This window comes from Microbispora sp. NPDC046973, assembly GCF_040644495.1.
Taxonomy (GTDB): Bacteria; Actinomycetota; Actinomycetes; order Streptosporangiales; family Streptosporangiaceae; genus Microbispora.
In genome coordinates, this window is record NZ_JBEYWQ010000035.1 from 1 (window position 1) to 26,230 (window position 26,230).

At 71.9% G+C, this 26,230-nt stretch carries 24 protein-coding genes; 13 read left to right on the forward strand and 11 right to left on the reverse strand.

Annotated elements, in window-relative coordinates; genetic code table 11:
• Positions 1–34 precede the first annotated feature (34 nt).
• Positions 35–2,266, reverse strand: a complete 2,232-nt coding sequence (gene katG / locus ABZ860_RS36940; protein ID WP_357229662.1) for a catalase/peroxidase HPI — start codon at positions 2,264–2,266, stop codon at positions 35–37.
• Between the two features lie 33 nt (positions 2,267–2,299).
• Positions 2,300–2,737, reverse strand: coding sequence for a Fur family transcriptional regulator (locus ABZ860_RS36945; RefSeq protein WP_357229664.1), 438 nt, complete (start codon positions 2,735–2,737; stop codon positions 2,300–2,302).
• A gap of 492 nt (positions 2,738–3,229) precedes the next feature.
• Here ABZ860_RS36945 and ABZ860_RS36950 point away from each other — a divergent pair, with 492 nt between their 5' ends.
• The 5 genes from ABZ860_RS36950 to ABZ860_RS36970 all read left to right on the forward strand — a co-directional run bounded on the left by ABZ860_RS36950 (position 3,230) and on the right by ABZ860_RS36970 (position 7,829).
• On the forward strand, positions 3,230–3,532 hold the full coding sequence (locus tag ABZ860_RS36950; protein ID WP_357229666.1) for a hypothetical protein: 303 nt from the start codon (positions 3,230–3,232) through the stop codon (positions 3,530–3,532).
• A gap of 39 nt (positions 3,533–3,571) precedes the next feature.
• Complete coding sequence (locus ABZ860_RS36955) at positions 3,572–4,939, forward strand: cytochrome ubiquinol oxidase subunit I (RefSeq protein WP_357229668.1); 1,368 nt, start codon at positions 3,572–3,574, stop codon at positions 4,937–4,939.
• Positions 4,939–5,952, forward strand: coding sequence for a cytochrome d ubiquinol oxidase subunit II (locus ABZ860_RS36960; RefSeq protein ID WP_357229670.1), 1,014 nt, complete (start codon positions 4,939–4,941; stop codon positions 5,950–5,952). The genes ABZ860_RS36955 and ABZ860_RS36960 overlap by 1 nt, the downstream gene beginning before the upstream one ends.
• Positions 5,953–6,014: 62 nt before the next feature.
• Positions 6,015–7,439: an MFS transporter gene (locus ABZ860_RS36965; protein ID WP_357229672.1), complete on the forward strand. Its 1,425-nt coding sequence runs from the start codon at positions 6,015–6,017 to the stop codon at positions 7,437–7,439.
• Between the two features lie 24 nt (positions 7,440–7,463).
• A complete protein-coding gene (locus ABZ860_RS36970) occupies positions 7,464–7,829 on the forward strand; it encodes an MmcQ/YjbR family DNA-binding protein (RefSeq protein WP_357229674.1) in 366 nt (121 codons plus the stop codon).
• Positions 7,830–7,837: 8 nt separating this feature from the next.
• Here ABZ860_RS36970 and ABZ860_RS36975 read toward each other — a convergent pair whose 3' ends face one another.
• The 3 genes from ABZ860_RS36975 to ABZ860_RS36985 all read right to left on the reverse strand — a co-directional run bounded on the left by ABZ860_RS36975 (position 7,838) and on the right by ABZ860_RS36985 (position 11,419).
• Positions 7,838–9,145, reverse strand: coding sequence for a glycoside hydrolase family 6 protein (locus tag ABZ860_RS36975; protein WP_357229676.1), 1,308 nt, complete (start codon positions 9,143–9,145; stop codon positions 7,838–7,840).
• A gap of 242 nt (positions 9,146–9,387) precedes the next feature.
• Positions 9,388–10,707 carry an MFS transporter gene (locus ABZ860_RS36980; RefSeq protein WP_357229678.1) on the reverse strand — a complete coding sequence of 440 codons (1,320 nt, stop codon included), beginning with the start codon at positions 10,705–10,707 and terminating at the stop codon, positions 9,388–9,390.
• Between the two features lie 46 nt (positions 10,708–10,753).
• Complete coding sequence (locus ABZ860_RS36985; protein WP_357229680.1) at positions 10,754–11,419, reverse strand: GntR family transcriptional regulator; 666 nt, start codon at positions 11,417–11,419, stop codon at positions 10,754–10,756.
• A 463-nt stretch (positions 11,420–11,882) separates the two neighbouring features.
• Here ABZ860_RS36985 and ABZ860_RS36990 point away from each other — a divergent pair, with 463 nt between their 5' ends.
• Positions 11,883–13,178, forward strand: a complete 1,296-nt coding sequence (locus ABZ860_RS36990) for a dicarboxylate/amino acid:cation symporter (protein WP_357229682.1) — start codon at positions 11,883–11,885, stop codon at positions 13,176–13,178.
• 152 nt (positions 13,179–13,330) lie between these two features.
• Positions 13,331–14,182: a siderophore-interacting protein gene (locus ABZ860_RS36995; protein WP_357229684.1), complete on the forward strand. Its 852-nt coding sequence runs from the start codon at positions 13,331–13,333 to the stop codon at positions 14,180–14,182.
• Positions 14,183–14,268: 86 nt separating this feature from the next.
• On the opposite strand, the gene ABZ860_RS37000 is transcribed toward ABZ860_RS36995, so the two are convergent.
• A complete protein-coding gene (locus ABZ860_RS37000) occupies positions 14,269–14,685 on the reverse strand; it encodes a hypothetical protein (protein WP_357229686.1) in 417 nt (138 codons plus the stop codon).
• Between the two features lie 88 nt (positions 14,686–14,773).
• Positions 14,774–15,025 (reverse strand): LuxR C-terminal-related transcriptional regulator, encoded by a 252-nt coding sequence (locus ABZ860_RS37005; RefSeq protein WP_357229688.1) that lies wholly within the window; start codon positions 15,023–15,025, stop codon positions 14,774–14,776.
• A 307-nt stretch (positions 15,026–15,332) separates the two neighbouring features.
• Here ABZ860_RS37005 and ABZ860_RS37010 point away from each other — a divergent pair, with 307 nt between their 5' ends.
• From ABZ860_RS37010 to ABZ860_RS37035, 6 genes are all read left to right on the forward strand, one after another.
• On the forward strand, positions 15,333–16,250 hold the full coding sequence (locus ABZ860_RS37010) for an ABC transporter ATP-binding protein (RefSeq protein ID WP_357229690.1): 918 nt from the start codon (positions 15,333–15,335) through the stop codon (positions 16,248–16,250).
• Between the two features lie 2 nt (positions 16,251–16,252).
• Positions 16,253–17,065 carry an ABC transporter permease gene (locus ABZ860_RS37015; protein WP_357229692.1) on the forward strand — a complete coding sequence of 271 codons (813 nt, stop codon included), beginning with the start codon at positions 16,253–16,255 and terminating at the stop codon, positions 17,063–17,065.
• A gap of 85 nt (positions 17,066–17,150) precedes the next feature.
• A complete protein-coding gene (locus ABZ860_RS37020) occupies positions 17,151–18,314 on the forward strand; it encodes a YcaO-like family protein (protein ID WP_357229694.1) in 1,164 nt (387 codons plus the stop codon).
• Between the two features lie 86 nt (positions 18,315–18,400).
• Positions 18,401–19,738 carry a TfuA-like protein gene (locus ABZ860_RS37025; RefSeq protein WP_357229696.1) on the forward strand — a complete coding sequence of 446 codons (1,338 nt, stop codon included), beginning with the start codon at positions 18,401–18,403 and terminating at the stop codon, positions 19,736–19,738.
• Positions 19,739–19,900: 162 nt separating this feature from the next.
• Positions 19,901–21,166: a cytochrome P450 gene (locus tag ABZ860_RS37030; protein WP_357229698.1), complete on the forward strand. Its 1,266-nt coding sequence runs from the start codon at positions 19,901–19,903 to the stop codon at positions 21,164–21,166.
• Positions 21,159–22,193 (forward strand): methyltransferase, encoded by a 1,035-nt coding sequence (locus ABZ860_RS37035; protein WP_357229700.1) that lies wholly within the window; start codon positions 21,159–21,161, stop codon positions 22,191–22,193. Before ABZ860_RS37030 ends, ABZ860_RS37035 begins: the two co-directional genes overlap by 8 nt.
• Positions 22,194–22,323: 130 nt before the next feature.
• Here the strand turns inward: ABZ860_RS37035 and ABZ860_RS37040 are convergent, their stop codons facing one another.
• From ABZ860_RS37040 to ABZ860_RS37055, 4 genes are all read right to left on the reverse strand, one after another.
• Positions 22,324–23,769 (reverse strand): FAD-dependent oxidoreductase, encoded by a 1,446-nt coding sequence (locus tag ABZ860_RS37040; RefSeq protein ID WP_357229702.1) that lies wholly within the window; start codon positions 23,767–23,769, stop codon positions 22,324–22,326.
• A 52-nt stretch (positions 23,770–23,821) separates the two neighbouring features.
• Positions 23,822–24,133, reverse strand: a complete 312-nt coding sequence (locus tag ABZ860_RS37045; protein ID WP_357229704.1) for a PqqD family protein — start codon at positions 24,131–24,133, stop codon at positions 23,822–23,824.
• Positions 24,134–24,144: 11 nt separating this feature from the next.
• Positions 24,145–25,626, reverse strand: coding sequence for a StsB family radical SAM/SPASM domain sactipeptide maturase (gene stsB, locus ABZ860_RS37050; RefSeq protein ID WP_357229706.1), 1,482 nt, complete (start codon positions 25,624–25,626; stop codon positions 24,145–24,147).
• Between the two features lie 84 nt (positions 25,627–25,710).
• Entirely contained in the window at positions 25,711–25,986 is a 276-nt protein-coding gene (locus ABZ860_RS37055; protein ID WP_357229708.1) for a StsA-related sactipeptide RiPP, read from the reverse strand.
• Positions 25,987–26,230: the final 244 nt, after the last annotated feature.

Genomic DNA, 26,230 nt, shown 5'->3' on the forward strand with positions numbered 1-26,230 from the left:
GCCCTTGCGGGCCGGCCCTGACGTCATGTCACGCTCAGACCAGGTCGAACCGGTCGAGGTTCATGACCTTGTCCCACGCCCGGACGAAGTCCGTCACGAACTTGTCCTTGGCGTCGTCGCTCGCGTAGACCTCCGCGACCGCGCGCAGCTCGGAGTTCGCCCCGAAGACGAGGTCGGCCCGGGTGCCGGTCCACTTGACCTCGCCCGTGGCGGCGTCGCGACCCTCGAACGTGGTCTGGTCCTCCGACGTCGACTTCCACTCCGTGCCCAGGTCGAGCAGGTTGACGAAGAAGTCGTTGGTCAGGACCCCGGGGGTCTCGGTGAAGACGCCGAGCTTCGACTGCTGGTAGTTGGCGCCGAGGACGCGCAGGCCGCCGATGAGGACGGTCATCTCCGGGGCGCTGAGGTTCAGCAGGTTCGCCCGGTCGACCAGCAGATACTCGGCCGGCAGCCGGTTGCCCTTCCCGTAGTAGTTGCGGAACCCGTCGGCGGTCGGCTCGAGCGCGGCGAACGACTCGACGTCCGTCTGCTCCTGCGACGCGTCCACGCGCCCCGGCGTGAAGGGGACCTCGACGTCGAAACCGGCGTCCTTGGCGGCCTTCTCGACGGCGGCGCACCCGGCGAGCACGATCACGTCGGCGAGGGAGACCTGCTTGCCGCCGGTCTGCGCGGCGTTGAACGACTGCTGGACGTCCTCCAGGGTGCGCAGCACGGTCGCCAGCTGGTCGGGGTCGTTGACCTCCCAGCCGATCTGCGGCTGCAGGCGGACGCGGGCGCCGTTGGCGCCGCCGCGCTTGTCGCTGCCGCGGAAGGAGGCGGCCGAGGCCCACGCGGTGGACACGAGCTGGGAGACCGACAGGCCCGAGGCGAGGATCCGCTCCTTGAGGGCGGCGATGTCCCCGGCGTCGACGAGCTCGTACGTCCGCTCCGGCAGCGGGTCCTGCCACAGCAGCACCTCGCTCGGGACCTCCGGGCCGAGGTAGCGGGCGACCGGGCCCATGTCGCGGTGGGTCAGCTTGAACCACGCCCGGGCGAAGGCGTCCGCGAACTCGTCGGGGTTCTCGTAGAAGCGCCGCGAGATCTGCTCGTAGATCGGGTCGAACCGGAGCGCGAGGTCGGTCGTCAGCATGCCCGGCGCATGACGCTTCGACGGGTCGTGGGCGTCCGGCACGGAACCCTCACCGGCGCCGTGCTTCGGCTTCCACTGGTGCGCGCCGGCCGGGCTCTTGGTCAGCTCCCACTCGTAGCCGAACAGGTTCCAGAAGAAGTTGGTGGACCACTTCGTCGGCGTCGAGGTCCAGGTGACCTCGAGACCGCTGGTGATCGTGTCGCCGCCCTTGCCGGTGCCGTAGCTGTTCTTCCAGCCCAGGCCCTGCTGCTCGATCGGGGCGGCCTCGGGGTCGGGGCCGACGTTGTCGGCCGGGCCCGCGCCGTGGGTCTTGCCGAAGGTGTGACCACCGGCGATGAGGGCGACCGTCTCCTCGTCGTTCATCGCCATCCGGCGGAACGTCTCACGGATGTCGCGGGCCGCGGCGATCGGGTCCGGGTTGCCGTTCGGGCCCTCCGGGTTGACGTAGATGAGACCCATCTGGACCGCGGCGAGCGGGTTCTCCAGCTCACGGTCGCCGCTGTAGCGCTCGTCGCCGAGCCAGGTGGTCTCGGGACCCCAGTAGACGTCGTCGTCGGGCTCCCAGGCGTCCACCCGGCCGCCGGCGTAGCCGAAGGTCTTGAAGCCCATCGACTCGAGGGCGACGTTGCCGGCGAGGATCAGGAGGTCGGCCCAGGAGATCTTCTTGCCGTACTTCTTCTTGACCGGCCACAGCAGCCGGCGGGCCTTGTCGAGGTTCCCGTTGTCCGGCCAGCTGTTCAGCGGGGCGAAGCGCTGCTGGCCCGAGCCGGCGCCGCCGCGGCCGTCGCTGATGCGGTAGGTGCCCGCGCTGTGCCACGCCATCCGGATCATGAGCGGGCCGTAGTGGCCGAAGTCGGCCGGCCACCAGTCCTGCGAGGTCGTCAGCACCTCCGCGATGTCCCGCTTGACCTCGGCGAGATCGAGGGACTTGAACGCCTCGGCGTAGTCGAAGTCCTCACCAAGGGGGTTGGCCACGGCGGGGTTCTTGGCGAGGATCTTCAGGTTGAGGCGCTCCGGCCACCACTGGTGGTTGGCGCTGCCCTGGGTCGGATGCGGGGCGCGCGTGTGCGCGACCGGGCAGCCGCCCTCACCCTCCGTCTTCGGGTCGACAACGATTGCGTCGTGGTTCTCAGTCAAGGGAATCCTTCTGAACTAGCTGGACCATGGGGCTCAGGAAGCGCGGGCGGTGGAACAGTCGGGGCACAGGCCCCAGTAGATGACGTCGGCCTCGTCGATCGTGAAGCCGTGCGTGTCGGACGCGGTCAGACACGGCGTCTCGCCGACCGCGCAGTCGACGTCGGCGACGACACCACACGACCGGCACACGACGTGGTGGTGGTTGTCGCCGACGCGACCCTCGAACCGGGCCGGGCTGCCGGCCGGTTCGATGCGGCGCACGAGTCCCGCCGCGGTGAGCGCGTGGAGAGCCTCGTACACGGCCTGCAGGGAGACGTGGCCCACGCGATCGCGCACCCCGGAGGCGATCGCCTCGACGTCGAGGTGGTCGCCACTGCGGACGGTCTCGAGCAGTGCGACACGGGCGGCCGTCACCCGCAGGCCGACCCCCCGCAGTTCCTCGGCGGTGGTCGGAGTCCTGGGCGCGATCATGGCGCCAAATCTATCGCGTAAACAGGAAGAGTTCAAGAGAGCGAATAACCCAAATGTCTTGGTCTCTCAGGTAATGCCCGTCTCGCTGCGCGATGCGCACCTTGCGAGCGGCGCCGGAGGCGTCGCGGACATGCCGGTGCCCGCTCCCGGGACATCGGGGACGGGCACCGGGAGGCGGGACCTTCGGCCCGATCGGCCACTCGCTGAGAAACGCCGGCGGAACGGGTGACCCGGGGCCCGTACGGAGAGGTCCAAGGTCCGATCCCGGGCCGGCACGCTGCTGCGGGCTGCCGGCGGCACGTGAATCGGTGCCATCCGATCGCGGCGTACCCATGGAGGCCCGGCACGCGGCAGCCGGGAACGGCGCCGTGCCTCAAACGCCGGTAGAACCTCTCATCGGCTTGCGCAAAAGCCGGGCGGATGCTGCCTCCGGCCTACACGCCGGGGTACCTACGCACCAGTCCGCGGTTCTCGCGAGAGGGGAATCCCCCCATGACCACAATGTCCAAGCACCACCCGCACACGGGACACGATCACCATCATGGCGCCGAATGCGGCCATGTCGCGGTGCCGCACGGCGACCACGTGGACTACGTCCACGACGGCCACCTGCACCGGGTTCACGAGAACCATGTCGACGAGTGCGAGGCGAGCGGGCACGTCGTCCACGACGCGCACGACCACGAGCACGGGCCGGAGTGCGGGCACGTGGCCGTGCCACACGGCGACCACGTCGACTACATCCACGACGGGCACCACCACATGCGCCACGACGGTCACTGGGATGACCACTAGGACACTCCCCGGCCGGGGCTCCCCGTCAGGGAGCCGGCGATGCGACCGGCGTTCGCGGCGCCGCTGATCGCCGCGGCCGGCCCGGCGGGCGGGGCCGACCTGGCCGCGGCCCGGACCCAGATGGCCCTGTCCCTCGGGTGGCACATCATCGTCGCGTGCCTGGGGGTGGGCATGCCCGCCCTGCTGCTGTTCACCGAGTGGCGGGGGCTGCGCGGGGGCGACGACGACTACCTGCGCCTCGCCCGGCGCTGGGCGAAGGCGGTGGCCGTGCTGTTCGCCGTCGGGGCCGTGTCGGGCACGATCCTCAGCTTCGAGATGGGCCTGCTGTGGCCGGGCCTCATGGGGATGTACGGCCAGGTGATCGGGCTTCCGTTCGCGCTTGAGGGCATCGCGTTCTTCCTTGAGGCGATCTTCATCGGGATCTACCTCTACGCGTGGGACCGGCTCTCGCCCAGAGCCCACCTGCTGACCGGGGTGCCGGTGATGATCGCCGGTGTGGCCTCGGCGTTCTTCGTCGTCTCGGCCAACGCGTGGATGAACCAGCCGCGCGGCTTCCTCCTCCAAGGCGGCCGCGTCACGCACGTGTCCCCTTGGGCGGCCATGTTCAACCCCGCCACTCCGCCGCAGACCATCCACATGATCGTCGCGGCGTTCATGGTGTCGGGCTTCGCCACCGCGTCCGTCTACGCCGTGGCGCTGCTGCGCGGACGGCGGGACCGCTACCACCGCCTCGGTTTCCTCGTGCCCTTCACCGTCGCGGGGGCGCTGGCGCCCGTCCAGATCCTGGTGGGCGACTACGCCGCGCGTTTCCTCGCCGACTACCAGCCCACCAAGCTCGCCGCCATGGAAGGACTGCCCAGGACCGGGCCGGACGCGCCGTTGAGCGTCGGCGGCATCTTCGTGGGCGACCGTCTGCGCTACGCGCTGGAGATCCCCGACGGGCTGTCGCTGCTCGTCGGCTACAGCCCGGACACCGTCGTGCAGGGGCTGGACCGCACGGCGCCCGCCAACCGGCCGCCCGTCACGCCGGTCCACCTGTGCTTCGACGCGATGGTCGGCATCGGCGTCCTGCTCCTGCTGCTGGCGGCCTGGCTCGCCTTCAGCTGGTGGCGGCGGCGCGAGATCCCGCGCTCCCGCCTGTTCCTGTGGCCGGCGGCCGCCTCCGGCGTGCTCGCGGTCGTCGCCGTCGAGGCGGGCTGGGTGGTGACCGAGCTCGGCCGTCAGCCGTGGGTCGTGTACGGCAAACTGCGCACCGCCGACGCGGTCAACCCCGCGCCCAATCTGTGGGCGGGATTGCTGCTGCTGGTCGCCGTCTACACGGTCCTCACGGTGTCGACGGTATACGTGCTGCGGCTCATGGTCCGCGCCCGGCCGGTGGCCGCGCCGCAGGAGCGGGAGACGACCTGATGGAGGCGGCGCAGGTCCTGCTCGGGGTCATGTGGCTCGGCCTGACCCTGTACGCGCTGCTCGGCGGCGCCGACTTCGGCGGCGGCCTTTGGGACCTGCTGGCCGGGGGCAGCCGGACGGGCATGCCCCAGCGGCGGCTCATCGAGCACTCGCTCGGCCCCGTCTGGGAGGCCAACCACGTCTGGCTGATCTTCGTGCTCGTCGTGCTGTGGACCGGTTTCCCGCCGGTTTTCGCGGCGGTGATGTCCACGCTCTACATCCCGCTCACGCTGGCCGCGTTCGGGATCATCGGCAGAGGGGCCGCGTTCGCGTTCCGCAAGAGCAGCACCGAGCTGTGGCAGCAGCGCCTGTTCGGCGGGGCCTTCGCGCTGTCGTCGGTGCTCACGCCGTTCTTCCTCGGCACGGTGGCCGGAGCCGTCGCGTCCGGCCGGGTGCCGCCCGGCCTGGCCAGGGGAAACCTGGTGGGGGCGTGGGTCAACCCGACCTCGACGCTGGGCGGCGTCCTCGCGGTGGCCGTCTGCGCCTACCTGGCCGCGGTCTACCTGTGCGACGACGCCGTGCGGTCCCGCCTGCCCGGGATGGCCGAGGTCTTCCGGCGCAGGGCGCTGGCCGCGGCCGCCGTCACCGGCGTGGTCGCCCTCGGCGGCATCGGAGTGCTGCACGCCGACGCCCCCCGGCTCTTCACCGGCCTCACCCACCGCGCGCTGCCGCTCGTCCTGGCGAGCGCCGTGCTCGGCGTCGCCTCCATCGCGCTGCTGTGGCTGCGGCGCTACCTGCTCGTACGCGGCACCGCGGCCCTGGCCGTGACCGCCGTGATGGGCGGGTGGCCGGTGGCGCAGTATCCGCTCATGCTGCCGCCGGCCGTGTCCTTCCGGCAGGCGGCCGCGGAACCGGCGGTGATCACGGCGGTGCTCGCCGTCACCGGGGCGGGCGCGGTGCTGGTGCTGCCGTCGATCGCGTGGCTGCTCGCCGTCCAGCACCGCCTTCCGTTCGAGCGGGGCAGCCCCGGCTGAGCGGCGCCGGCCCCCGGGGGCGTTCCCACCTGCGGGGATAGGCTTGATTCAGGGGGCGGAGGATGCGTGATCTGCTGAAGGAGTCGCGCCGCCCCCACCGCGTGCGCGAGCACCCGTACGCCCCCTGGTTCGCCGTGGGCGCGGTCTGCATCGGCGCGTTCATGGGACAGCTCGACGCGAGCATCGTCACCCTGGCCTTCCCGGCGCTGGAACGGGAGTTCGGCGCCTCGCTGGCGGCGGTGCAATGGGTGTCCCTGGGCTACCTGCTGGTGCTGGTCGCGTTGCTGGCCGGGGCAGGAAGGCTCGCCGACGTGGCGGGCCGCAAGCTGGTCTACCTCTACGGCTTCGTCGTGTTCACCCTGGCCTCGGCCGCCTGCGGGCTGGCGCCGTCCCTGGCGGTGCTGGTGGCCTGCCGGCTGGTGCAGGCGGCGGGCGCCGCGATGCTCCAGGCCAACAGCGTGGCGCTGGTCGTGTCGAGCGTCCCCCGGGCGCGGATGCGGACCGGTCTCGGTGTGCAGGCGGCGGCCCAGGCGCTCGGCCTGGCCCTCGGACCGGCCCTCGGCGGCGTGCTGGTCGCCACGGCGGGATGGCGGTGGGTGTTCTGGATCAACGTGCCGGTCGGCTGCGCGGCCGTGATCGCCGGGCGTTACCTGCTGCCGCGCACGCGGCATCGGGGGAGGGGCGGCCGCTTCGACTGGCCGGGACTGGTCCTGCTCGGAGCGTCCACCAGCGCCCTGCTGCTCGCCGCCTCCGTGGTCTCGGGCCTGGGACTGCCGTCCTGGTCGGTCCCGGTCCTGCTCGCCGTCGCCGCCGGGGCCGCCATCGGCTTCTGGCGACGGGAGGCGCGGGTGCCGTCAGCACTCATCGACACCGCCCTGCTCCGCAGCCGCGTCGTCACGGCGGGGCTCGGCGGAGCGCTGGGCGGCTACCTGGTGCTGTTCGGACCCCTGGTTTTGATCCCGCAGGTTCTCGTGGCCGGCGGGACCGGAGAACTGGTCGCCGGCCTGGTCCTGACGGCGCTGCCCGGGGGCTTCGCGGCGAGCGCCCTCATGGGCGACCACCTGCTGCCCCGCATCTGGGGCGACCGGCGCAGGTGCGTCGTCGGCGCCGTGGCGGCGGCCGCGGGCTGCGCGCTGCTGGCCGCGGATCCCGTCGCCGAGGGCTGGGCCGGAGCCTGCCTGGCGCTGACGGGCGCAGGTCTCGGCCTGTTCGTGTCCGCCAACAACACCGTCGTCATGGCCGCCGTCCCCGAACGGGTGGCCGCCACGGCCGGCGGCATGGTGAACATGGCACGCGGCATCGGCACCGCGCTCGGCATCGCCGCGGTGACCTTGGCCCTGCACCTCGCGGGAGCCCACGAGACGGGTGCCCGCGCCGCGCCGCTCGTCCTGGCGGCCGTGGCACTGCTGACCGCCCTCACCGCTTCGGGCCGGGTGGTGCGCCGGGTGGTGCGGCCGGAGGCAGGCCCCTACCCTGGTCGTTCATGACGACCGTGCGAAGGGGCGAGCCGCGTGAGCCATGAGGATGCGGCGGCCCGGCTCCGGGAGATCTGCCTGAACCTGCCGGAGGCCGTGGAGAAGCCGTTCGGGGGCCACACCGCGCCGTCCTACCGGGTCGGCGACAGGTTGTTCGCGATGACCAGTGAGGACGGGCGGTCGCTGACGTTCAAGGCCGGGCCCGGGGTGCAGGACGCCCTCGTGACCTCGGATCCGGAGCGCTTCTTCGTCCCGCCGTACGTCGGCCGCAACGGCTGGGTGGGGGCTCGCCTGGACGCCGATCAGGACTGGGACGAGATCGCCGGGCTGGTCGAGGACAGCTACCGGCTGATCGCGCCGAGACGACTGGTCCGGCTCCTCGACGACCGGCCGACCGCTTAGCCGCTGTCTCACAGCGGCGGGTAGGCGTTGGCGAGGAGCTGCTGGAACTGCGCCCCGAACCACTGCCCGGCCGGCGGGGCGTACGGCAGCGCCCCGCTGGGCACGTAACCGTTGGTCACCCGGGAGTACGTGGGATCGCACATCGGGTCGGGCCGGATGCCGTCGGGACTCGTGACGTTCACGCTCGAGCCGTCGGAGACGCCCGGCGGCATGATCCACGCGTACGCGTCGATGCCGGCGGCGGGGATGGCCGTGGGCCGCGCGCCGAGCCCGGCGCCGGACTGGTTGCACCAGTTGCCGACGTCGTAGCGGCGGTCCGTCCGGGACTCGTCGACGAATCGGTTGACGTCGCCTGACGTGCTCTTGCGGGCCGGGCGATACGGGCCGCCCCAGCCGCTGCGCGAGGTGTCGATCACCATGCCGATGCCGGACCCGAAGCCGGCCGCGATGAGCCGCTGCCGGAACGCCTGGGCGAAGGACAGCTCGTCCACGTAGTCGTTTCCGGCCACCCACCGCGAGTTCTTGATCGGCAGGCCCATCTGGGTGTTGTAGTACGGCTCGACCAGGGCGCCGTAGCCCGCGACGTTCACCGTGAAGCCGTGCACGGGCGACGGTCCTCCTCCGCTCGCGCCCGCGATGCTCGCGAGCAGGTCGGCGGCCCGGCCGAAGTTGTCCGGATGGCCGACGACGCCGTGATGGGAGGCGTCGAGGTAGACGTACACGTTGGGGATGGCGTGCAGCCGGGTCACCGCGTATCGCACCGCCGCCGGGTAGGCGCCGCTCGCCTGCACGGCGGCGCAGCGGGAGGTGGCGGCGGGCAGGAGCAGCCCGGGCAGGAAGTCGGGTTCGACGACCGCCACGATGCGCAACCGCTGGTAGGCCGGGTCGGCGAGGATCTCGGCGATCGGATCGACGTACTCGGTCCGGTAGCGGTTCAGGCCGTCGGACGTCACGCTGAAGTCCCCGTTGGAGATCGGATGGGTGCAGTTGCGGTCGGGCAGGTCGTCCAGCACGATCTGGATCGTGAGCGGGGCCGGGTCGAAGGAGTCCTGCAGGACGGCCTCGTTCAGATGGGCGCGCAGCCCGGGGGAGGAGGCGGTCCCCGCGATGCGGGAGACGCGGTCGAGCCAGACGCCGGTCGGCTGGCCGGCCACCGCCGCACCGCCGGGCTCGGCCGCGGCCGACGCGGACCACCAGGGATCGACGTAGCGCCCGGCGGCCACGTAGGGGTTGTCGACGCGGGTGTCCGCGGCGGCCGGGGCGCTCGTGAGGAGCGCCGTGACCGGCAGGAGGATCATCGCCGCGACCGCCGCCATGAGACGCGCTCCTCGCCGCACCGCCACGCCGTGCCTCCTCGCCGCGTGAGATCTTCGACACCACGCACGATTCACCGGCCGGGCGGGCGCGTACAGGGCTCGGCCGCACCGCCCGCCGTGGCGCGCCCGCGCCGGGGGAGATCACCCGCTCTCATCTCGGCGAACGCCGCGCCGCCCGATGCCGTCACGCACCGCTGAAGGCTTCGGCGCCTGAAAGCTTCAGCGCCCGCCGCAGGTCGTCATCATCGGGCCGATGCCGGCTCCGTGACACGGGCGCCGGTCACGATGAGGCCCAGGCAGACCAGGGCCGCGGTCGCCACCGCCGCCAGCATGACGGGGTAGGAGAGCCACGACGACAAGCCGGCCAGCACGGTGGGGAGCAGGAAGCCCGCGTAGGCGAGCGTGTAGTAGACGCCGGTCAGGCCGGCCAGGTCGTCAGGGCCGGCCATGCGCTGGATCTCCAGCAGTCCGGAGACCACCGCGATGCCGTAACCGGCGCCCAGGGCGGCCGCGGTGACGGCCGCGAGCCACGGCGACAGCAGCACCGCGTTCGCCGCGCACAGCGTCGCGCCGAGGAGCATCACCGCCATCGCCGCCACCGGGGCCCGTCCCGTTCGGGTTCCCGCCTCGCCGTTTCCCGGTTCACCATTTCCCACGTCACCGTGCAGCCACCTGGCCACGGGCTGCACGGCCGCGCCCGTGCCCAGGGTCAGCACGGTCAGGCCGGTCGCGTACGCCAGACCCCAGTCCCCGACGCGGAAGCCGACCAGCTGGGGCATGACCGCGTACGCCAGTCCGGCCGCGCCGAACACCCACGGCGCCATCGGCAGGACCACGAGCCGGAACCGCCTGCGCGCCGGCGCGGGGACACGCAGGTCGTCCACCAGTGCCGTGAGGAGCTGCCGGACCGACCCTGTCGCGTGCGCGAGCGGCGGCCGTGTCTCCGGCACCCGCAGGAGCAGCACGGGTATCGCCACGGTGAGGAGGAGGTGGACGGCGTAGGGGGTCACCATGGGCCACGGCCCCCACTGGGCCAGCACGCCCGCGACACCGGCGCCGAGGCCGAATCCCGCCGTCTGGCACAGTGCGGCGCGGCGTGCGGCGAGCCCGCCGTCCGCGCCGCTCGACAGCTCCTTCACCCAGCTGCTGCCCACCGCCATGGCGATGCCGACGGCGAAGCCGGTGATCAGCCGCCCCGCGTAGACGGGCCAGGCGCTCTGCCCGCCGAAGCAGAGCACCAGGCTCGCGGCGGCCGAGGCGACGGTGCCGGCCACCAGCACGGGACGTCGCCCGCGCCGGTCGGAGACGGGCCCGGCGAGCAGGAGCCCCGGCACGAGCCCGACGACGTACGCGCCGAGGAAGGCGTCGACGCTGAGCGTGGAGTAGCCGCCCAGCCGGCGATACATCAGTAGCAACGGGGTGAACTGGTTGCCGCCCCAGCCACAGGCGAACATCGCCCCGGCGACGATCCGCCAGGAGCCCGGCCTCGAGGCGAGGGCGGGTGCGGTGGCAGGCGAGGGGGCGGCCTGCCGGGGTTCCGGCATCCGCTCGGTTTCTGGCATGGGTGAGTCGGACCTTCGCGAGGAGTGTGCGTGAGGAGGACGCGGGTCAGCGGTCGTCGCGGCCCGCTGCGTGCGGCGAGCCGTGCGTCGCGGTGAGATGACCGAGCAGGGCCGCGGCGAAGGCCGCGCTGTCGCCGGTGAGGAGGTGGCCGAGGAGGGCCTCGTGCTCGTCGGCCAGCAGCGACAGCCGCTCCGGCCGCAGGCGCAGCGCGGAGATGCTCATCCGCCGCTGCCGGTCGCCGAGTGTGGCGTAGAACCGGCCGGCCAGCCGGTTTCCCGACGCTTCGACGATGCACCGGTGAAACGCCTCGTCAACCTCGGCGAACCGGCCGACGTCCGCGGCCTCGGCGAGGGTCCGCTGGCGCCGCAGCAGTTCCCGCATCTTCTCGTGGTGTTCGCCGGGCAGGCCGGTTCGCTCGATGCGCTCCGCCGCGGCCCGCTCGAGGGCCAGCCGCAGCTCCAGGACGTCGGCTGCCTCTCCCGGCGGCACCGGCACCACCACCGCACCCCGCTTGGGGTGGAGCGCCAGCAGGTCCTCCGACTCCAGCCGCAGGAACGCCTCCCGGACCGGCGTCCTGCTCACGCGTACCCGTTCGGCGATCTCCCCCTCGCTGATGAGGCTGCCTCCCGGCAGCTCGCCGGTGAGGATCAGCTCCTTGGTCACGGCGTACGCGGTGTGGGCGGCGGACGGGCGCTTCGCGGAATCGGCCATGCCAGGAGCGTAGCAGTCATAGATACAACTTGTATCTATGAGGGTTCGCCGCGGCTGGCCGGGGCGGTGCCCGCCCTGAGCCGAGGTCATCGGTGCGGCACCGGGCCGGCAGATCACTTCGCCGCGCTGGCCGGCCCCAGGACTCTGCGAGCTCGGCGTCGCCTCGCGGGGGGACCGCCTTGGCGGTCGAGCCCGGTTGGTCGGATTTCTGGTTCGGTGAGGCTTCTCCCGGGCAAGGAAGCGTGATACGGATCACAGAGGAAGCCCGGAATTTGCAGCCGGTTGAGGAGGCTTTGTCTCGTTATGAGGTTCTTCCCGGTGATCGTGTGGCTCGTCGAGCGGCTGCACGTCGACCTGTGCCGCGTGAGCAGTCGTCTCTGTCGCTGAACGCAGTCACCGCTCCCTTCCCCTCACCTCGCATGCCGCCTCGGCGTCAGCATGCCTTTTTGCCGGAGTCTCGTTCGTGAAGAAACTCTCCTTCTCCCTGCAGTTGCTGCTCGGTCTGGTGATCGGAGCCGCTCTCGGGTTCGTCGCCCGCGCCGGTGACGTCACCTGGCTCACCGCCACCCTCACCGAAGTCGGCAAGATCTTCGTCCAGCTCCTCAAACTCGCGGTCGCGCCGCTGGTCTTCACCGCGGTCGTCGTCAGCGTGGCCAACCTGCGCAACGTCAGCGGCGCCGCCAGGCTCGCGGGAAAGACGCTGCTGTGGTTCCTGATCACCTCGCTGATCGCGGTGGTCTTCGGCATCGGCCTCGGCCTGATCCTCAATCCCGGTCAGGGTGTCACCATCTCCACCGCGGGGGCCAAGGCCGTCGACCTGGAGGGCGCCGGCACCTGGCTGGACTTCCTGACCGGCATCATCCCGACCAACATCGTCACGGCCTTCACCGAGCTCAACGTCCTCCAGATCGTCTTCCTGGGGGTCGTCCTCGGCGCCGCCGCCCTGGCGGTCGGCGAGAAGGCCGAGCCGTTCCTCGGCTTCAGCCGGTCCGTCCTCGATCTGGTGCAGAAGGCCCTGTGGTGGGTCATCAGGCTGGCCCCGATCGGCACCGCCGGTCTGATCGGCAAGTCGGTCGCCAGCTATGGCTGGGACCTGCTCGCCCCGCTCGCGAAGCTCAGCGCGGGCGTGTACATCGGCTGCCTGCTGGTGCTCCTGGTGAGCTACCCGCTGCTGCTCGCCTTCGTCGGCAAGGTCAGCCCGCTCGCCTTCTATCGCAACGCCTGGCCCGCGATCGAGCTGGCCTTCGTCTCCCGCTCCTCGGTCGGGACCATGCCGCTCACCCAGCGGGTCACCACCGAGCGCCTGGGCGTGGACCGCGACTACGCCGCCTTCGCGGTGCCTTTCGGCGCGACCACCAAGATGGACGGCTGCGCCGCGATCTATCCCGCGCTCGCGGCGATCTTCGTGGCCCAGGTGTTCGGCGTCCATCTCGGTGTGGGCCACTATCTGCTGATCGCGTTCGTCTCCGTGGTCGGCTCGGCCGCGACCGCCGGTCTGACCGGCGCGATCGTGATGCTCACCCTGACCCTGAGCACGCTGGGCCTGCCCCTGGAGGGCGTCGGGCTGCTCCTGGCGATCGACCCGATCCTCGACATGATCCGCACCGCGACCAACGTCACGGGGCAGATGGTGGTGCCCGTCCTGGTCGCCCGTTCCGAGGGCCGTCTCGACGAGGCGGTGTTCGACGCTCCGCCGCAGCCTCTGGACGAAGCCCCCGCCGTTCGTCCCGGGTCGGGTCCCGAGCCCGCTCTCGCCTGAGTCTCCGCCCCGTCTGCGAAGTGGTGAGGTCCTCGCTCGCGACTCCGGGTCGTGGGCGAGGACCGTCCGCGCGACGTCGGCGGGAGGAAGACTCGATCGATTCCGTTTAGGAGGTTAGGCTTACCTAAGCAATCCGATGAAGGGAACCTCCTATGGCGACGACCGAACCGGCGCGGCGTGCACCCCGGGCGACCACCGGCGTGGTGGAGCGCACCGAGCGGCTGACCCCGCACATGATCCGGGTGGTGCTCGGCGGTGAGGGACTCGCCGGTTTCGAGGCGGGCGAGTTCACCGACCACTACGTGAAGCTGCTGTTCCCGCTGCCGGGAGTGGCCTATCCGGAGCCGTTCGACATGGCGGTCATCCGTGCCGAGCTGCCGCGCGACCAGTGGCCGAAGACCCGGACGTACACCGTCCGGGCCTGGGACCCGCAGGCGCGGGAGCTGACCATCGACTTCGTCTACCACGGGGACGAGGGACTGGCCGGGCCCTGGGCCCTGCGGGCCCGGCCGGGCGACGTGATCCACTTCCTGGGCCCGGGCGGGGCGTACGCGCCGAGCGCGGAGGCGGACTGGCACCTGCTGGCCGGGGACGAGAGCGCGCTCCCGGCGATCGGCGCCGCACTGGAGCGGCTCCCCGCCGGCGCGCCCGCCCGGGTCTTCCTGGAGGTGGAGGGCCCGGAGGAGGAGCAGAAGCTGCAGACGGAGGGCGACGCGGAGATCTTGTGGCTGCACCGCCGCGGTGCCCAGGTGGGCGAGGCGCTGGCACGGGCGGTGCGGGAGCTGGAGTTCCCCGAGGGCGTCGTGCACGCCTTCGTCCACGGCGAGGCGAACTTCGTGAAGGAACTGCGGCGATACCTGCGGGTGGAGCGCGGCCTGCCGCTGGAGTGGTTGTCGATCTCCGGCTACTGGCGGCGGGGCCGTGACGAGGACGGCTGGCAGTCCTCCAAGCGGGAGTGGAACCGCCGGATCGAAGAAGAGGAGTCCGAGGCCCTCGGCGGCTGACCCCGACCACGCGGCGGAGTCCTCGCGCCGCAGACGACCCGCCGGATGGCCGGCGCCCCGACACGCCCGAGCGGGCGAGCGGGGTTTTAGATTCGCGTTACGCGCTCGCGGCTATGGTGACGCCCGACGACGTCTCGGGGAGCGGTCTCGGGAGTGCCCATGTCACAGCGAAAGGTGAAGCGCATGCGCGCCGCCATGCGGCGCGAGGAAGCAAGGCGGCGCGAGGAGCGCAGGCGGCTGGCGCGCAGGGTCACGTATGCCACCGCCGCAGTCGTGACGGTGGTGGCCGTCGCGACCGGGGTGCTGGTCTTCGTCTCCGGCGGAGCGCCGGACACGGCGACGCCCGTCGCGAACGCCTCGCCGCATCCGTCCTCCTCTGCCACGACAACGGCCACGAAAGCGGCCACGAAAGCGGACGCGGGGGCGGCCACAGGGGTGGCGGCGAACTCGGCGGCGAAATCCGCCGTGCCGTCGGCGCCCGTGTCGCCCGTGTCGCAGTCCACAGGAACGTCACCCTAGGCGACGGCATCCAACCGATGACGAGGCCCGGAGGCGGGCCGGGCCTGGCACGGTGACCCGCGCGACCCCGGCCTACCCGACGACGCCGGAGACGCTGGGCGGCCAGATGCCGACGTTCAGGAGCCGGTGCGCGTAGAAGTAGGCCACGAGCTGACTGCGGTTGCTGCAGGCGAACTGGACGAGCAGCTTGCTGATGCGCTCCGCCACGGTGTACCGGCTGAGGTGCATCTCGCGGGCGATCCTCGTCGTCGTGTAGCCCCTGGCCAGCATGACGATCAGCCATGTGTCGCGATCATTTATCAGGCCGTCGGAAACAAGGTCCATGTGCAGTCCCGGGTCGGATCGCCGTTCGACTGAAGGGAGCCTGGTGGGGGTCCCTTTGCGGCGACCCTAGAAAGGGGCGCTTAACGATCGGTATGGCCCGACCATGGCCCCGGTTATGGCCCTCCCGGCCGCACCGGTAGCCCACGTTTGTGGGGTTGTGTTACCTGCTCGTCCCCGGCTCATACTCGACCTGCGACGCGTTCCGGTCAGGCCGGGGACGAGCGGAGAGCCGCTCACATCGCTCAGGAGCACACCGACAGCGGGAGGGCGAAGTGAAGGGCAGGCTGCGTTGGATGTCGTGACGGCCGTGGGGCTCATCAAGCGCTATCGGGGCAGCGAGAGACCGGCCGTGGACGACGTCTCCTTCGAGATCGCCGAGGGGGAGACCGTCGGACTCCTGGGCCCCAACGGCGCCGGCAAGACGACACTGATCAAGATGATCTGCGGAGTCACCACCCCCACCTCCGGTGAGATCCGGGTCTTCGGCGCCGATCCGGTGCGCCAGCCCGTCCTCGCGAAGAGCGGCATCGGGGCGATGCACCAGACCGGCCCGTTCGACATGATGCTGCCGGCGCTCGACAACCTGCGGATCGCCGCCCGGTTCCGCGGGCTGCGGTGGCGCGACGTGCGGCCGTGGGCGTTGGAGGTGGCGGACTTCCTCGGCCTCACCGGTGCGATGCAGCGCCTGGTCTTCCAGATGTCGGGCGGTCAGCGGCAGCGGTTGCAGCTGGTGCGTGCGCTGCTCACCATTCCGCAACTGCTCATCCTCGACGAGCCCTCCGCCGGCCTGGACGTCGCGGGGCGGCGTCAGGTCGAGCGCTTCGTGACCTGGCTGCGCGAGGAGCACGGTGTGACCGTGCTGTGGACCAGCCACCACATCGACGAGCTGGAGCGCAACAGCCAGCGCGTCCTGGTCGTCGACAGGGGGAAGGTGCTGCGCTTCGCCAAACCGCGCGAGCTCGTGGAGGAGTTCGGCAGCACCCACCTGCTGGTGACTGTCGAGGACCCCGCCTCGGGCGGCCTCGTGGCCGCCTGGGCGGAGTCCGCCGGGCTGCGGGCCAAGGCCGAGGACGACGAGGTGCGCATCGACGACGCGAACGCCCGCGACGTGCTGCCGGAGCTGTCCCGCTACTGCCAGGACCACGCGATCGCGATCACCGGGGTCTCGACCGCCGTGGACTCGCTCGAGGAGGTCTTCCTCCGGATGACCGGGAACGAGGGGTGACGATGGCCGCCGGGCTGCACTTCCACACCGCGCCCCCCACCCGGACCGCGAGGGCGGCGGACCTGTCCGCGGTGCTCTACCGGGAGTACGCGCTGCTCGCCCGCAACCGGGTCTACCTCATCCTCGGCCTGACGCCGATGCTGGTGTACCTGCTGCTGGTGAACACCTCGCTGAGCAACCTCGTCAGGGTCGTCGACTACAAGGGTGTCAGCGTGGGGTTCGCGGTCTTCCTGCTCCCCATGACGCTGGCGATGTCGGTCGTCAGCGCGGCGGGCACGTCCGCCATGGCCGTGTTCCAGGAGGAGATGAGCGGGGTGGCGACGCAGTTGTGGTCGTACCCCATGCGCAGGTCGCGCTTCCTGCTCGGCAAGATGATCGCCGGGGTGTCGCTCGTGCTGGGGCAGACCCTGCTGGGCCTCGCCGTCGCGGCGATCATGTTCGACCTCCCGTTCGGCCCGGAGAACTGGTTCGGGCTGCTGACGGCGCTCACGCTGTCGGCCCTGGCGCTCAACGGGCTGTACCTGGCGGCAGCGATCACGATCACGGACTACCAGGCCTTCATGGTGCTGTCGAACGTGTCGATGCCCGTTCTCGTCTTCAGCGCCCCCTCGATGTACACCACCGAGAGCATGCCCACCGTGCTGCAGTGGATCTCCGTGGTCAACCCGCTGACGTACGCGATCAACGGCATGCGGGACGCCGCGGTCTTCGGCTTCGGCGAGGCGTGGGTGGACCTGCTCGTGCTGGCCGTCATGGCGGTCGTCGGCTACGCCGTGGGCGGCAGGGCCCTGCTCAACCGCGCCAGCAACATCTGAGCCGGCACCATCCGGTCCGGCCGGCCCGGCAGGCCCGATCCCGGCACTCACCTCGGCACCTCACCTCGACCAGGGCAAGGGGACGATGCGGACAGACACCTCCTCCCACTCATGGATCCTCTCCCTTTCCGACCAGTCGAAGGTCCGGTTGCCGGGGACGGACCGGGCCCGCGACCCGGCCGCCTCGCTGGAGATGGCGGGCCGCGCGGCGCGCAGGGCCGGGGTCACCCGGGTCGCGGACATCACGATGCTCGACACGCTCGGCATCCCGACGTTCCAGGCGATAAGGCCCACGGCCCGGACCCTCGCCGTCTCCCAGGGCAAGGGCGTCACGTCCGACCTCGCGAAGCTGTCCGCGATGATGGAGGCCATCGAGCTCTGGCACGCGGAGCAGCCGATGCGGCCGGTCACGACCGCCTCTCCCCGTGAGGTGGCCGGGGAGCTGGGCTACGACGTCCACGCTCTCCCGCTGTGCACGCCGACCCTGCTGCACGACGGCCTGCCGGTGGACTGGGTCGTCGCCAAGTCGCTGGTCGACGGGTCGCGGACCCTCGTCCCGAGGGACGTGGTCGAGTTCACCCTCGTCCGCAGGACGGGCTGGAACCCACCGGCGTTCTTCTCCTCGACCAACGGCCTGGCCAGCGGGAACACCCAGGCGGAGGCCGTACTGCATGCGTTGTACGAGGTGATCGAGCGGGACGCGGTCACGGCCTTCGTCACCGGCGGCGACCGGGGCGTCCGGATCGATCCGCGCTCGCTCGGGTCACCGGTCGTCGACGACCTGTGCGTGACGATGGAGCGGGCCGGGGTCCGCCTGGAAGCGAGGTCCCTGTCCTCGCCGACCGGGCTGCCGTGCTTCGTCGCCCGGATCACCTGCGACGACTATCCGCCACCGTTCCTGGGTTTCGGCTGCCACCTGAGCTCGGAGATCGCGCTCAGCCGCGCCCTGACCGAGGCCGCGCAGGCCAGGCTGGGCTACGTCTCGGGCGCGCGCGACGACCTGCGGCCCGACATCCAGGACGACCTGGGCGCCAAGCGCCGGCCGGAGCCGCCGGGGGAGGCCGGAGCGCCGATAACGCCGATGCACGCGCACGAGAGCCTGATCGACGACCTGGAGGACGTGGTGAAACGGGCCGCGGTCGCCTTCTCCCACGCGCCTCTCGTCGTGGACCTGACGAGGGAGGACATCGAAGTGCCGGTCGTCAGGGTGCTGGCGCCGGGGAGCCGCGTCTGCGCAGAGATTTTCTGATGAGCCGGGGTTTTCTGACGAGCAGGGTTTTCTGACGAGCAGGGTCTTCCGATGAGCCGGGGTTATCCGATGAGCAAGGTTTTGCGATGAGCGAGGGTGTTGTGATGAGCTCGCCGAACGTGGTCGTCTACGCCGGCCCGACGATCTCCCGCGACGAGGTCCTGCGCGTCGTGCCGCACGCGCGGGTGCGGCCCCCAGTGGCCCGGGGCGACCTCCTCTCCGAGACCTGGAGCCACGACGACACCGCCGTCATCATCGACGGCTATTACCGCGAACGGCTGTCGGTGGGCCATAAGGAGATCCTCTGGCTGCTCGACGAGGGCGTGCACGTCATCGGGGCGGCCAGCATGGGCGCGTTGCGCGCGGCGGAGCTGACCCCGTACGGCATGAGCGGCGCCGGGGCCGTGTTCGACATGTACGCGACCGGCGAGGTCGACGGGGACGACGAGGTCGCCGTGGTGCACGGGCCGGCCGACCGGGGATACCCCGCCGGGACGGTGGCGCTGGTCAACATCAGGTACGGCTGTCGCGAGGGCGCTCGGGCGGGCCTGATCCCGGCGGCGGCCGGGGAGCGGATCGTGCGGGCCGCGAAAGCGCTGCCCTTCATGCGGCGGACCTGGCGCGAGCTGGACACGGCGGTGGACTCCGGCGACCGCGACCATCTCGCGACGCTGGAGCGGCTGATCGGCACGGGCGAGTGGGACGTCAAGCGGCTGGACGCGATGGCGGCGCTGCGGGCGGTCGGCGGGCGCCGCGGCGACAGGTCGGCGGACTGGGCGGCCGGCACGGCGCTGACGGGGATCACCCACTACGAGGCGCTCAAATGGCGGTCGAGGCGCGAGTACGCGCCGGGCAGGTGGATGACCGACCTCGACGTCGTGAACGCCGGGCGGCTGTTCGGCGACGACTACCCCCGCCTGCACGAGGAGGCGCTGACCGGCCTGCTGACGGGCTTCGCCGCATCTGGGGGCCTCGGCCTGGAGGCGTACGCGCGGGCAAGGCTCGGGGTCGCCGAGGATGCCGCCCTGCCGCCCGTCCTCGCCTCGTGGCTCACGGAGACGGAGCTCGCCGCCCTCCCCGTCGCCGAGCAGCTCCGGCTGGTCATGGTGCGGGTCTGGCCGAGCTGGCAGTCGGAAGACTGGCGGCCGGTCGTCCTGGAACGGGTCAGGGAGTCGGGCCACTGGCACGAGTGGTCCGAGATCGTGGAGCGCGCCGACGAGGCCGCGGAGCGGACCCGCGGCCGGCTCGCCGTCCCGCCGCCGGAGATCTGCGCGAAGATCTTCCTGCGTCGCTGGCACCGCACGGGGACCTCGGCGGAGGTGGAGCTGGCCCGGCGGGGCTTCACCGGCGTGCAGGAGCTGGGACACACCGTCAGGAGGTTCTTCGCCCTCGACGTCCAGGACGCGCGTGCCGCCAAGCGGTGAGCCGACGAGTGCACGGAGCCGCGGGCCGAGGGACGAGGCCGCCCGCGTGGCGAATGAGGAGGGGAGCGCGGCCATGAGCACGCGAGCCGCTGACGCCGGCCGGGTGCGCCCCGGCGGACGGCCGGGTCGACGACCGCCGGTGCGCCCCGTGAGGAGAGGGTCATGACCGCGACCACGCTGGAGCAGCCGTTCGATCCGGCGGCCGCGCGGCATCGCCCGAACCCTCACCCGCTGTTCCACCGCATGCGCGAGCACGCGCCGGTCTACCGCTACGTGAGCCCGGGAAGCGGCCGGGTGCTGTGGTATCTGACGCGGTACGCCGACGTGCAGCGCGCGCTGCTCGACCCGGACGTCGGGCGTCAGCTCGACCGGCTGCCCCCCGGCCTCGCCGCGCCGCACCGCCGGGCCGAGAGCCGCGACCCGCTGGCCATGCTGCGGCGCAACGTGTTCCACCTCGACCCGCCCGACCACACGCGCATACGCAGACTGATGGCGCCGGCCTTCGGCGTCCGTACGGTGGCCGTGCTGGAGCGGCACGTCCAGCGGGTCGCCGGCGAACTGGTGGACGGCATGGCGGCCGCCGGAGGCGAGGCCGACCTGATCCGGGACCTGGCGCTGCCGCTGCCGATCCTGGTCGTCGCCGAGCTGCTCGGCCTGCCCTTCGAGGACCGCGCCCGGCTGCGCGGGTGGAGCGACGAGATCGTGGGCAGCGGGGACCCGTTCCGGGTGCGCCGCGCCGGCATGGAGTTCATGGCGTACGCCAACGAGAGGATCGAGGAGCGGCGGGCACACCCGGGGGAGGACCTGCTGTCCCGGCTCGCCGAGGCGGAGCGCGCGGGCGGGATCAGCCGCGTCGAACTGATCTCCAGCGTGTTCCAGCTGCTGCTCGCCGGGGACGAGACGACGGTCAACCTGATCGGGAACGGCGTGCTGGAGCTGCTGCGGCACCCGCGCCAGCTGGAACGGCTGCGCGCCTGCCCTGAGCTCGTCGGTTCGATGGTCGAGGAGACGCTGCGGTACAACGGCCCGGTCGGGCACTCCCGGCCGCTGTACGCCCTCGCCGACGTCGAGATCGGCGGCACCGTGATCCCCCGCGGGGACATCGTGGTGCCGGTGCTGCTGGCGGCCAACCGCGACCCTGCGGTCTTTCCCCGGCCGGACGTCTTCGACATCGGCCGCAGCCCGAACCGCCACCTGGGCTTCGGCCACGGGGTCCACTTCTGCCTCGGCGCGGCGCTGGCGCGGCTGCAGGCCGTGGCCGCCGTCGGCGCGCTGGTGCGCCGCTTCCCCGGGATCGCCCTGGCGGTCGATCCCGCCGACATCGAGTGGACACCCGACCTGTTCCTGCACGGCGTACGCCGCCTGCCCCTGCGGCTACGCGCTCGCCGGACACCTGTCGGACGCCGAAAGGAGCCGGCCCATGAGTGACCGACCGCGCGGCCTCGCGGGGTACGCGAACCTGTCCCGGATGGCCTTCGGGTACGCGTCCTCGCAGATCCTCTATGCCGCCGTCCGGCTCGGCGTGCCGGATCTGCTGGCAGAGGGGGCCGCACCGGTGACGCGGCTCGCCGAGGCGACCGAATCGGACCCGCACGCGCTGGGCCGGCTGCTGCGCGCACTGGTGGTGCTGGGCGTCGCGGAAGAGGGGGAGCCCGGGTGGTTCGGGCTGACGGAGCAGGGGCAGCCGCTGCGCGCCGGCCACCCGTGGTCGATGCGCTCCAGCCTCCTGCTGCTCGGCGACCCCGACACCTGGCGAGCGTGGGGGGCGCTGACCCACAGCGTGCGGACCGGTGAGGCGGCGTGGGACCACGTGCACGGCAGGCCGCTGTTCGACCACCTCGCCCGCCACCCGGAGCTGTCGGCGGTGTTCAACAGGGCGATGCGCGAGGGCACCGAGCGGATCGCGCCCGCGCTGCCGAGAGCGTACGACTTCACCGGCGCCCACACCGTGGTCGACGTCGGCGGCGGGAACGGCTCGCTGCTGGCCGCGGTGCTGGCAGCGACCCCGGGCCTCAAGGGCGTCCTGTTCGACACCGCCGAGGGGGTCGCGGGCGCCGCGGAGGAGCTCCGGCGGGCGGGGCTGTCCGACCGGTGCTCCATCGAGGCCGGCGACTTCTTCGAGGCCGTGCCGGAGGGCGACGTCATGCTGGTGAAGGGCGTCCTGCACGACTGGGACGACCGGCGCTGCATCGCTCTTCTGCGCAGTTGCCGCAGGTCGATCGCGGCGGACGGCCGCCTGCTCGTGCTGGAGCCGGTGATGCCGTCCGGCCTCGGCACGCCGGAGGCGGCGGGGGCCGTCATGAGCGACATCGCCATGCTCGTCTACACCGGCGGCCGGGAGCGCTGCATGACCGAGTTCCGGGACCTGTTCGCCGCGGCCGGGTTCGACCTGGCCGAGGTCACGCCGCCGCTGGGGGGCTCGGAGATCCGGGCCCTCGTCGCGAAACCGGCCTGAGCTCCCGCCTCCCCGGACCGCGCTGCGAGCCTGTGAGGCGGGGCCGGGTTTCATCGGGCGCCAGATTTCAGCGGACCCGGATTTCAGCGCAAGCGGGGGTTCAGCGAGTGCGGGCTTTCCGGGGGCGCGGTCAGCCGCTCGCAGCGGTGAACCGCGAGCGCCGCCAGGCGGCCAGGGCCGGGTACTGCCCGATCGCCTCCTCACCGGTGAGGAGGGGCTCCGGCTGTCCGGTCAGCACCCGGGCGATCTCCGACTTGTCCGTCGCGGTGTCGCCGCAGATCAAGGTCTGGACGCCGAAGAACTCGGCGGCGAGCCGCGGGCTGCTCAGCTTCGCCTGGGCCAGGCGGGCGCGGATCTCGCGTTCGAACGCGTTGGGCTCCCGTCGCGGCGGGCTGTCACGGCCGGCCCGCTCCCCAGCCAGCTCCCCGGCCCGCTCTGTGACCCGCTCTGTGGCCCGTTCCCCGTCCTGCTCGACGGCCATCCGCCAGGACCGCTCCGCCTCCGCCGCGAGCGCGGCCTGGAGCCCGGCGAACAGGGACGGCCCGATTCCGTGCCGGGCCAGCTCCTCGCGCAGCCTGAGCGCGCCGAGCGCGGCGACCGACATGCCGTGCGAGTGGATCGGGTTCACCGCGACGGCCGCGTCGCCGACGACGGCGAAACCGGCGGGCAGGCGCGCCCTCTCGAAGAACCGCCTCCTGTTGACGGTGTCGCGGTACGGCCGGACGACGCCGAGGGGGGTGGTCTCCGCCATGAGGTCGGCCACGATCGGGTGGCGCAGCGAGCGCGCGAAGTCCGCGAAGCCCTGCTCGTCCGTCGGCGGCTCGCCGCCCCGGGTGCCGGTCAGCGTGACGATCCACCGGCCGTCCTCGACGGGGAACAACGTCGCCCCCCGGGCCGGCTGCCCCTTCGCCGTCCCCGGGTGCAGCATGATCGCGGGGATCGTGGCGGCCAGGTCGCCGGGCGCCTGGTAGAGACGCGTCGCGTAGGCCAGCCCGGTGGCGACCGACACCTCCTCGACGTCCCCGGCGCCGATCGCGGCGAGCCACCGGGGCGACTGCGACCGGCGTCCCGTCGCGTCGACAACGAGGTCCGCGCGTACGTTCTCGGCATGGCCGCCCCGCCGGCTGACCGAGACGCCGGTGATCACGGCCTCGTCCCCGGTGAGCCCGAGCACCCGCGTGTCCTCCCAGACCTCGACGTCGCCGCCGCCGAGCGCCCGCCGCCGCACCACCTGGTCCAGCAGCCCTCGGGTGCAGGAGATCAGGTGGGCGTCGGTGTGGAGACGGCGGAACCAGCCGTCGGCGGAGTAGATGAGGGCGTCGCCGGGCAGGCCCCGCAGGTGCGCGCCGTTCGCGAGGAGGGCGTCGGCCGTTCCTGGCAGCAACGCGTCCAGCGCCCGCGCGCCGCCCGCCACGAGCACGTGACTGTGGTGCGACTGGGGCAGCCCGCGCCGGGGGCGCGGGCCGGAAGGGTAGCGGTCGCCTTCCACCAGGACCACCTCGTCCGCGTGCCCGGCGAGCACGGCGGCGGCGAGCACGCCCGCGAGGCCGCCGCCGAGGACGACCGCCCTGCTCATCCGGCGCGGCCCGGCGGACGCGGGACCGGTGGAGGCGGGGCCGGCGGACGCGTCACGACAGCGACTCTTCCCTGACCGCCGACGCCTCGGCCGGGACCTCCTCGATGAGGCCCTGCTCGATCATGGCGCCGATGAACTCGTCGACGTCCGCGACGATGCGCCTGCTCATCGCGGAGTTGCTGCCGGCGAACTCGCGGGACAGCTTGAACATGACCGGTTCCCGTTCGCCGTCGCTCGCCACCAGCCTCCATATCCGGGAGCCGGTGTCGTTCAAGCTGTGGAAGTCGCCCGTCTCGGTGTTGTAGAGCGAGACGCCCTCTCCGGTCTCCTGCCAGATCACGGCCTCGCTGATCCGCAGCGACACATCGACCTCCTCTATACCGGCGTGATGGGAAGCAACTCGCCGACCCTGACGGCGTCGCGCGAGGGGGGAACATAGGTCTTCCAGTCGTCGAAGACGGGATGGACGTCGTCGTTGGCGACCAGGCGGGGTGTCGTCATCTCGCGCTCGTCGGCGGCGAGCTCCAAGCGGCTGACACCGGCCTCCATCCATAGCTGTGTGGCGACGCCGTGCCGCAGGATGCGGCACTGGTGGCGGCTGTTGCGCCGCAGGTCCCCGGACTCGGCCATGTGCGCGGCCCGGCATCCCCCGCCACAGGACGCCTTGATGTAGCACTTCGCGCAGTCGGCGTGGTAGTCGCCGCCGAGCACGGTGCTGGTGCGCATCCCGCGCAGGAGCGGCCCGGCGAAGATCTCCGACAGCGGCTGCCGCCGTACGTTGCCCGCGTGGTGCGACCGTCCGGTGACGAGCTTGCACGGATACACGTCGCCCAGCGAGTTGACGTAGATCTCGTTGCCGCCCATCCCGCAGTTCGCCTTCACCGAGCACGGCGTGATCGGCCGCGGGCCGTCCGGCAGCAGCTTGCCGGCGGCCGGGGACGTCCAGGTGATCTGCTGGATCCGCATGTGGTCTTCCCAGCCGAAGTCGTACTCGTCGCTCTCGCCCCGGCCCAGGTCGTTGTGGTACATCAGCCGGATGCTGTGGACCTCGAGCCCCTCGGCGAACCTCGCGAAATCCTCCAGCTCGTCCACGTTGTCCGAGGTGACGATGTGGTTGATCCGCGGCACCACACCGGCGTCGTTGAGCAGCCGCAGGGCGCGGTAGGTCCGGGCGAAGGAGCCGGCGCCGCGGGTGCGGTCGTGGGTCTCGGCCGTGCCGCCGTCGACGCTCACCGTGACCATGCCGAACAGCTCGGCGAACCGCTCGGCCTGCGCGGGCTTCCTGATCATCGTGGCGTTGGTGACGATGTTCGACGTCAGTCCGCTGTCGTTGGCGTGCTCCACGATCCGGAACAGGTCCTTGCGGAGCATGGGCTCGCCACCGGTGAAGATCATGGTCTTGGCCCCGATGGCGGCGACCTGGGAGACCAGGTCGAGCGACTCGGCGGTGGTGAGCTCCCCGGGCAGGCACTTCTCGGAGGAGGCGTAGCAGTACGGGCAGCGGAGGTTGCAGCCGTCGGTGATCGCGTAATACACCTGGCGGAGCGGCGGCTCCTTGATGCTGAGCCTCGGACGGTTCCCGTTGTAGTAGACGATGCAGTTCAGGATGAGCTTGGCGAGGATCCGATCGGTCTCGCCGGTCTCGTCGGCCTCGTCGGTCTCGCCGAGGGGGGCCGGCTCCCCGCCCGCCCGGGGACGGGCCAGGGCCGCTAGGACGGCGAACTCGCGCGCGTCGAGGACGATCCGGCCGCCCACCTGCGGGTTGAGGACCAGGTACTTCCCGTCGTGCACGAAGTAGGTCAGGTCTGCCGGTACGTCGATCAACGAGCGGTTCCGGGCGAGTTTCCCAGGCATCATTCCCCTTTGCGCTCCAGCCGCAGGTGCGGCCCCAGACTCTGTGGGCGAATACGCGGCCGGAGCCGCACCGGCGAACCGTCCTGACTAGTCCGCGCCCGACCCGGAGCCGGACCAGGCCCCGCACAGGCACTTGCCCTCGACCGGAACGGTGTGGGCCTCCACCTCGGGCCGGGACCACTCGCCTCCGGCGCCGGCGTGCGCCAGCACGCCGGGCAGCGCGGTGGGGAGTTTGTCCTTGAGCGAGATGAGCAGGTCGACTTCCTCCCGCGTCAAGGTGGCGAACGCCTCCTCGACTTCGGCGGCCAGCGGGCTGTTCAGGATGCCGGCTTCACGCAGAGCTTCCCTCGGATCGAAGGCCATGCCTTCACCTCTCTGTCTGACGGGAATGCGGTGTATGTCGAGTATGTGCTGGTAGGAAGTGGGTGAGACAACCCCACAAACGTGGGCTAGCCGCGATGCCGGTGCGGCGGCGAGGCTCGTCAGGCCGCGAGGACGCCGTCGCCGAGCGCGCACCGTGCTCGGTCGGCCGGGTCTCCCGGACGAACGCGTGTGAGCGGCAGTCCTTCTCATCAGGCCTGCCACCGGTCTGCCCTCAGCAGACATA